We start from the raw sequence: 6536 nt of genomic DNA, 5'->3' as shown, positions 1-6536 counted from the left end.
TCCCGCGGTTTGCTTTCGTCCACATCGCTTCCATGCCCTCGTCGAATCAAATCAACAGCATGGAATCACAAACGATTCATATCATTCAACTTCTTTGTGGACCGACACTAAGAAATGGGTGACAACCGCGTGCCGAACGGGTTGTCGATTGTCTGCAAGGTTCTCTGTTCGAGGTCGATATATCCGAGATCATAGTGCATGCAGATGCGACCGCATGCGGCGACCGAGGTCGTCTCCATTGGTGGCGGATGTCATGAAACGCCGGCGCTGTGCCTTCTGGAGGAAGTCGATGGACGCCAGGTCGTCAGGCTGACGCCCGAGGAAATCGCCAAACCGAAACCGGGTATCGCCTACAAGCGGCTGATGAGTGACCCCGGCGATGGCCGGGTGACGCGTCAATCGCTGGTCGGTCACGGCATTTTCGCTTCGGAGGCCCTTACCCCGTTCGACCCGGGCGTCGTTCGCTTCCTTTGCATTCCCCACTCGCAAATCGCCAGCGATCCAACGTTCCGAGACAACCTGCTGGGCATTTTATTGAAATGACGGCGCGAAATTCCGGCGGCGGTCTGTCCATGACCGCGGCATCTAAATGCCGCGAAAATACGCCATCGCTTTCCGCCTTGGCGTTGTCGCGAGACCTCACACGTATTGCCGCGGAGGACGATCGCCTGCCTCACCTTCGGGCCTCGGTTCGAGATTGGCGACGGTCCCGGCGGAGATAAGCGATTCAGTGAAGGCCACCTTTTCGGCCGGCAACGGCGGTTTCTTCCAGCAGATGCGCCCAACCGCGAAGACCACCAGCGAGGCATGGACAGCACTCGTGAAGAGGAACAGCGCGTCGGCGCCATAGCGGGCCATCAAAGCGGAGGCAATCAGCGGTCCGATCACCGCGCCCAGCGCGTAAAGCAGCAAGAGACCGCTTGCGGCTTCCACATAACCATCCTCCTCCACCTGGTCGTTCAGATGGGCGGCGCAGAGGGCGTAGAGCGGCAGGGCGAAGAAACCGAATACCGCGGCACAGGGAAAGATGCCAACCTGCCAGTAACGCGCGGCCAGGACATGTCCGATCGCAGCGAGCATCGCGCCCGTCCCCGCCAGAAGGATGACGATGCGGCGGTCGATACGATCGGACAACCAGCCGAAGGGAAGCTGTCCGACCGCCCCAGCAAAGACGGTAACGCTCATAAAAATGGCAACCAGTCCGGCCTGCCCCGTCTCTTGCTGCGCGAAGACCGGCCCCAGTGTCCAGAAAGCACCATTGGCCCAACCGACCGCTAGCGCGCCGGTGACGGCGACAGGAGATAATCCGAACAGATGACGCAAGCGCAGCCGGACCGTGTGCGCCGGAGCGGGCGCTGAAGTGCGCGATAGCGAAACCGGTAGAATTGAGGCAGCGAACAGCATCGTCGCGACCGCGAAGAGTACGAAGTCCGTGATCGCGGCGGTAGCGGTCAGCAGCTGCCCCACTGTCATCACGCCCAGGTTGACGACGGTATAGACCGAAAAGATCAGGCCACGGTTCCGGTTAGTCGAATTGGCGTTCAGCCAACTCTCGATCACAACGTAGAGGGTCGAGAGGCAAAGCCCGGTAACCGCCCGCGTGACCCACCAGAAGACCGGAACGGTCAGCAGCGATTGGGCCATGACAGCAATGCATATGACCGCGGCCATCGCGGCGAAGGTGCGGATATGGCCGACCCGACCGATGGCATGGGGGCCAAGTATTGTGCCGAGGCCGAATCCGAAAAAATAGAAGGCGCCAAGTACCCCGAGTTCCGAGGCGGAAAACCCCTCCGCCAGGCCACGCAGCGGCAACAACGTTCCCATCAGCCCATGTCCCATGAGCAGAAAGCTGACGCTCGCAAGCAGAGAGGTGATCGGCAAAATCGCGCTCATGCACTCTCCAATGCGGACGCTCCTGGGCGCCTAACGGGCCGTCGGTGGCTCAAATGACTGGGATACATGGGCAGAAACCACCGAAGGCAGCTCGACCGGACCTCGAGGCCATTCATCGACATTGCGCAATCGATGGATGAAGTTATCGTGGTAAAATACGCTACAGGATAGAAACCCGGGCGGATTGCGGGCCAATAGAGCTGCTTGCAGGTCCCACCGTTATCGGCGGCGGCGATGCTGAAATGGCCGCCTTTGTCCTCGTCGAGGATGCGCGCGAACACGCTCGGCGAATCGAAGTGCGGCATGCACAACCAGTCGATCAAGCCGTCGAGTGCGACCCGCGCCACAGTGCCCATGTCGCCGATCATCGCGTAGTTCTCGATCGACTGACAGGTCATCCTGGACCTCCTTCATTCTTCTCGATCTGCCCGCACTAAATCGGATGGCTGAACCGGCATCAGGATAAGAGGAATTTCCTTCCGCCGCCGGAAAGTCGGCCACACCTTGTCCTGTCACCAGCCGGTCTACAGCGGCGATCAGGAAATCACCCTACTTGGATGTGTGAAGGGGCAAGTGGCAGAGAGGACGGGTCTATCATCCAACCTTCTCCAACAACTGTCGATTGATTTCATTGCGCCTTTTGTTGCCAGAACTTCCAGTGGGGACTGCTTGGGGAGTGTGCGGACTTCCCGCCCTGCCATAGGCAGGATCGCCTTCGGCCTCAGCTCCGGTGCTCGGGGTTCTCGAAGTCGAAGCGGCAGCCGGCCGACCAGGCCCTACGGTCGTTGCCGTGGCTAGGTAACCCCCCGGCATCCTTCAGCATCCGCGCCATGTGCAGCAGGTTCCAGGTCATGATCGTGGTGTTGCGCTGCGTGAACTCGTTGTCGAACCCCGCGCCATCGTCGCCATAGCTCGGTCCGGGCCCTGCCTCGCCGATCCATCCGCAATCGGCCTGCGGCGGGATCACATAGCCCAGATGCGACAGGGAATAGAGCACGTTCATCGCCACATGCTTGATCCCGTCCTCGTTGCCGGTGACCACGACGCCGCTGGTCTTGCCGTAGAAGATCGACTGCCCGCGGTCGTTCAGCATCCCGGACATGGCGTAGAGACGCTCGATCAGGAGCCGGCAGACCGAGGATTGCTCGCCCAGCCAGATTGGCGTGCCGATCACGAGGATGTCCGCCGTCTCCACCTTGCGCCACAGGTCGGGCCAGTCGTCGTGGTCCCAGCCATGCTCGCGCATGTCGGGTTGCACGCCGAAGGCGACCTTGTGGGCCGTCATGCGGATATCTTCCACGGCGACACCGCTCTTGCGCATGATTTCGGCCGAGCTGCCCATCAACAGTGAGGTGTGGGACGCCTGGTCGGGATGCTTCAGCGTGCAGTTGAAGAACACGGCGCGCAGATCGGAAAAGTCGGTCTTGTTTTCGTCGCACAGGCCGGCTTGCTTTTCGCTCAGGTCCATTGGGTCCTCTTTTCATTGAATTGCAGGATATTGCGCGCTGGACTTCTGTCCGACCGCTTCGCGCTCCAAAAGGGTATTCGGCTACAGGTCGAGGAGGGCGCCCAAATGTCCTCGTCAGATATATCGAGGGCTCTTCTCGCCGCCGCGGCTGTGTTTCCGCATTGCCTCAATCGATGATGGAGTCGGTCAAAATCATGGCTCTTCCTCTATGGAACGGGGAGTGCGTCACCGACGTGATCCGCGGACGAAATAGATGATGCCGGTGACGAGGAAAGCGATCACCAGAATGGCAATCAGCCCCATTACCTCCCATCATCTGCTCATGCTGCATCATATATTGCCCTGCATATTCTGCTTCTGCGCGAGTTGGCCGGCGCAGCCTCGGTCTTCTCGCCCGCCGAAATCCTGCGCGACCGCGGCGCTCACCACCAGGCTCGATGCGCTGCCGAATATCGGTGATCTCATTGTGACGTCCTTCTCCTCGTCGATCGGCTCGGGTCGTGCCGTGGGAACGAAACACATGAGACGCAGTTTTGTTGCAGTCGCTGCACAACGCCGCCTGCCGGAAGGAACCTCGGTGCCTGTAAGGCGTTTTGTGACGTGTGCTGCAAAACGAGGAGAAGCGCAGTGGGGCGCCCGCGATCATTCGATGAAACCGCCGCGATGGACCTGGTCGTTCGACAGTTCTGGGCGCGGGGCTTCGAGGCCACTTCGGTCCGCGATCTGGAGGCCGCGACCGGGCTTGGCATGACGAGCCTCTACAACGCGTTCGGGGGCAAACGGGCGCTGTTCCGAACTGCCTTGGAACACTATTCCGAGAGCCGGACCGGCGAGTGCCTGCGAGAGCTCGAGCGCCTTTCCTCTCCCGCGGACCGCATCCGGGCGTTTGTCGCGCGCCTGATCGAGGCGGCGCTCGGCGATCCGGATCGCATGGGGTGCCTCGTCATCAATACCGCGATCGAACTCGGTCCGCACGATCCGGAGATCGCCGCAATCGTCGCCCGCTACCTGGGTGAGGTGGAGGCGTTTTTCCGGCGCAACTTCGAGGCCGCGCAACGGGCTGGCGAAGCGGACCTGTCCGTCGCGCCTGCGGATGCTGCGCGGTCCTTCAGCACACTCATGTTCGGACTTCGGGTCCTCGCACGAACCCGCCCGGACCGCGAAACCATGGAGGGCGCCGTCCGCCCCCTGCTCGCGCTGCTCCGCACCAGCGACGGCTCGCATCCTGCGGGCGCCTCGACGTCAAAAGCCGAAGGAGACCCACATTGAACGAATACATGACCAAACCCGGACATCCGACACCCCCGATGAGCCTTGTCACAACGACCGGCGAACAGATCCAGCTTGGCGGCAAGGGACGCTGGCAGGTGGCCGTCGTCTATCGCGGCCAGCACTGCCCGCTGTGCCGGAAGTATCTCGCGGCACTAAACAGCCTGCTCGATGACTTTCGGGACGCCGGTGCGGACGTCATCGCCATTTCCGGCGATCCGCGCGAGCGCGCCAAAGAAGAAGCCGCCGAGGAGGGCTGGCGGTTTCCGGTGGCCTGCGAACTGTCCCAGGAGCAGATGCGCCAGCTCGGGCTTTACATTTCCGAACCACGCTCGGCGCAGGAGACGGATCGGCCCTTCGCGGAGCCGGGGCTCTTCGTCACCAACCCTGACGGGCTTCTGCAGATCATCGACATCTCGAACGCGCCCTTCGCGCGTCCTGATCTTCAGGGTGTCCTGAACGGGCTCAAGTTCATCCAGGACAAGAACTATCCGATCCGCGGCGCCGCCGCCTGAGACCGTAGAGGCCCCATTTGACCACCAAACGATATGCCTATGAGCACGTCTCGTCGGAGATTCTGTCCGAGGACATGCAGTTCGGAGAAGGCGCACCCAAGCCCGGTGAACGCCTGCCGGAGTTCGACCTGCCGACTGCAGGCGGCGGACAGTTGAAGACGAGCGATCTGGCAGGACGCCCGATTCTCCTGGTCACCGGCTCGTTCACCTGCCCGATGACGGCGAGCTCCGATCCGATCCTCAAGGAGTTCCATGCGAAGTTTGGCAGCATCATCGAATTCATCACGCTCTATGTGCGGGAAGCGCATCCAGGAGAGCATCATGACCAGGCGGGTGTGGGTGAGGAGAAGCGGGCGGCAGCCCGCGCGCTGAAAAGCCGCGATCAGCTCCCCTGGACGGTTGCGGTCGATGGTCCGGACGGTTCGGTCCATCGTCGGCTCGATGAGAAGCCGAACGCTGCGTATCTGACGGGATTGGTCCGGGACCATCGTCTTCCGCTCGCTATGGGCCGGGGACCAGCGGGGTCTCGCGCGGGCGTTGGAAGCTGTCGCCAAGGGCGAGCGACCGCCCGAGGAGGAAAGCACGCGCCGGCTCGTGCCGATGGCTCGCGGCGTCGGAACCATGCGCGAGATGACGCGGCGGGCCGGCCCGCGCGCCCAGAGCGACCTCTGGCGGGCGGCTCCGCCAATGGGCGTCATGGCGTGGCTCGCAGACCTCTACCGTCCGCTGCCGCCCGCATGGCGGACAGCGGCGGCGGCCGCCACGCTCGGGGTCGGAGTTGCGGTGCTCGCCACCATTGTTTTCAGATCCACCAATCGTCGGCTGTGAGCTGCCATCATGAAAAAGGGAGCAACCAGATGAGATATGCGAACGGAGTGATTGCGGGGTTCGTCGCAACGATCGTGCTCTCGGCGATCATGCTGATGAAGAGCGCCATGGGCTTGATGCCGCAGCTGAACGTCATCCAGATGCTGACGGAGATGGGGACAAACTACGGTGGCCTGCCGGCAAGCCCAGTGATTGGCTGGATCATGCACCTCTTTATCGGTTCGATCCTGTGGGGGCTGATCTTCGCTGCGACAGCACCAATGTGGCCGGGATCAAGCTATCTGGCGAGGGGGGCCTCGTTCTCTGTCTCGGCCTGGCTCCTGATGATGATTGTGGCGATGCCGATGGCTGGCGCTGGTTTCTTCGGCATGGCCTTGGGGATCATGGCGCCGATCGCGACGCTGGTGCTGCACGTCATCTACGGGCTCGTTCTCGGGGCCGTTTTCGGAAGGCTGGAAAGCCGAACAGTGCACTCGGCGCATGCCAGACGTTGATGCAGGCGCCAGCCGCATTCGGATACACGGGCGGTGCGAATTGCCGGTGCCGGTCTGCCCTATGCC

10 protein-coding genes are annotated in these 6536 nt (G+C 62.0%); 5 read left to right on the top strand and 5 right to left on the bottom strand.

Going from position 1 to position 6536, the window contains the following annotated elements:
* The first annotated feature begins 198 nt into the window (after nucleotides 1–198).
* Nucleotides 199–543 (top strand): hypothetical protein, encoded by a 345-nt coding sequence (locus VQ045_RS15135; RefSeq protein WP_331830682.1) that lies wholly within the window; start codon nucleotides 199–201, stop codon nucleotides 541–543.
* A 96-nt stretch (nucleotides 544–639) separates the two neighbouring features.
* Here the strand turns inward: VQ045_RS15135 and VQ045_RS15130 are convergent, their stop codons facing one another.
* The 4 genes from VQ045_RS15130 to VQ045_RS15115 form a co-directional block, all read right to left on the bottom strand.
* Nucleotides 640–1896: an MFS transporter gene (locus VQ045_RS15130; RefSeq protein WP_331830681.1), complete on the bottom strand. Its 1257-nt coding sequence runs from the start codon at nucleotides 1894–1896 to the stop codon at nucleotides 640–642.
* Nucleotides 1893–2294, bottom strand: coding sequence for a trehalase-like domain-containing protein (locus tag VQ045_RS15125; RefSeq protein ID WP_331830680.1), 402 nt, complete (start codon nucleotides 2292–2294; stop codon nucleotides 1893–1895). The genes VQ045_RS15130 and VQ045_RS15125 overlap by 4 nt, the downstream gene beginning before the upstream one ends.
* Nucleotides 2295–2617: 323 nt before the next feature.
* Nucleotides 2618–3364, bottom strand: coding sequence for a flavodoxin family protein (locus VQ045_RS15120; RefSeq protein ID WP_327625844.1), 747 nt, complete (start codon nucleotides 3362–3364; stop codon nucleotides 2618–2620).
* Nucleotides 3365–3694: 330 nt separating this feature from the next.
* Nucleotides 3695–3829, bottom strand: coding sequence for a hypothetical protein (locus VQ045_RS15115; RefSeq protein WP_327648567.1), 135 nt, complete (start codon nucleotides 3827–3829; stop codon nucleotides 3695–3697).
* A gap of 198 nt (nucleotides 3830–4027) precedes the next feature.
* On the opposite strand from VQ045_RS15115, the gene VQ045_RS15110 reads away from it, so the two are divergent.
* Nucleotides 4028–4633, top strand: coding sequence for a TetR/AcrR family transcriptional regulator (locus VQ045_RS15110; protein WP_327648566.1), 606 nt, complete (start codon nucleotides 4028–4030; stop codon nucleotides 4631–4633).
* Nucleotides 4630–5148, top strand: a complete 519-nt coding sequence (locus VQ045_RS15105) for a peroxiredoxin-like family protein (protein ID WP_327625847.1) — start codon at nucleotides 4630–4632, stop codon at nucleotides 5146–5148. Before VQ045_RS15110 ends, VQ045_RS15105 begins: the two co-directional genes overlap by 4 nt.
* On the opposite strand, the gene VQ045_RS15100 is transcribed toward VQ045_RS15105, so the two are convergent.
* Nucleotides 5121–5579, bottom strand: coding sequence for a hypothetical protein (locus VQ045_RS15100; RefSeq protein ID WP_331830679.1), 459 nt, complete (start codon nucleotides 5577–5579; stop codon nucleotides 5121–5123). The two genes, VQ045_RS15105 and VQ045_RS15100, sit on opposite strands and share 28 nt — an antisense overlap.
* Nucleotides 5580–5685: 106 nt before the next feature.
* Between VQ045_RS15100 and VQ045_RS15095 the strand changes: the two genes are divergently transcribed.
* Nucleotides 5686–5976: a hypothetical protein gene (locus tag VQ045_RS15095; protein ID WP_331830678.1), complete on the top strand. Its 291-nt coding sequence runs from the start codon at nucleotides 5686–5688 to the stop codon at nucleotides 5974–5976.
* Between the two features lie 29 nt (nucleotides 5977–6005).
* On the top strand, nucleotides 6006–6470 hold the full coding sequence (locus tag VQ045_RS15090; protein ID WP_331830677.1) for a DUF6789 family protein: 465 nt from the start codon (nucleotides 6006–6008) through the stop codon (nucleotides 6468–6470).
* Nucleotides 6471–6536 lie beyond the last annotated feature (66 nt).

The organism is Aurantimonas sp. E1-2-R+4 (assembly GCF_036549515.1).
GTDB classification, from domain to species: Bacteria; Pseudomonadota; Alphaproteobacteria; order Rhizobiales; family Rhizobiaceae; genus Aurantimonas; species Aurantimonas coralicida_A.
Note: the sequence above shows the minus strand (reverse complement) of the source record. Positions and strands in the feature narration are given on the sequence as shown.

Coding starts and splice junctions, on each gene's coding strand:
- VQ045_RS15135 (WP_331830682.1), top strand. CDS start 199: ATGCAGATGCGACCGCATGCGGCGACCGAGGTCGTCTCCATTGGTGGC.
- VQ045_RS15130 (WP_331830681.1), bottom strand. CDS start 1,896: ATGAGCGCGATTTTGCCGATCACCTCTCTGCTTGCGAGCGTCAGCTTT.
- VQ045_RS15125 (WP_331830680.1), bottom strand. CDS start 2,294: ATGACCTGTCAGTCGATCGAGAACTACGCGATGATCGGCGACATGGGC.
- VQ045_RS15120 (WP_327625844.1), bottom strand. CDS start 3,364: ATGGACCTGAGCGAAAAGCAAGCCGGCCTGTGCGACGAAAACAAGACC.
- VQ045_RS15115 (WP_327648567.1), bottom strand. CDS start 3,829: ATGAGATCACCGATATTCGGCAGCGCATCGAGCCTGGTGGTGAGCGCC.
- VQ045_RS15110 (WP_327648566.1), top strand. CDS start 4,028: ATGGACCTGGTCGTTCGACAGTTCTGGGCGCGGGGCTTCGAGGCCACT.
- VQ045_RS15100 (WP_331830679.1), bottom strand. CDS start 5,579: ATGGACCGAACCGTCCGGACCATCGACCGCAACCGTCCAGGGGAGCTG.
- VQ045_RS15090 (WP_331830677.1), top strand. CDS start 6,006: ATGAGATATGCGAACGGAGTGATTGCGGGGTTCGTCGCAACGATCGTG.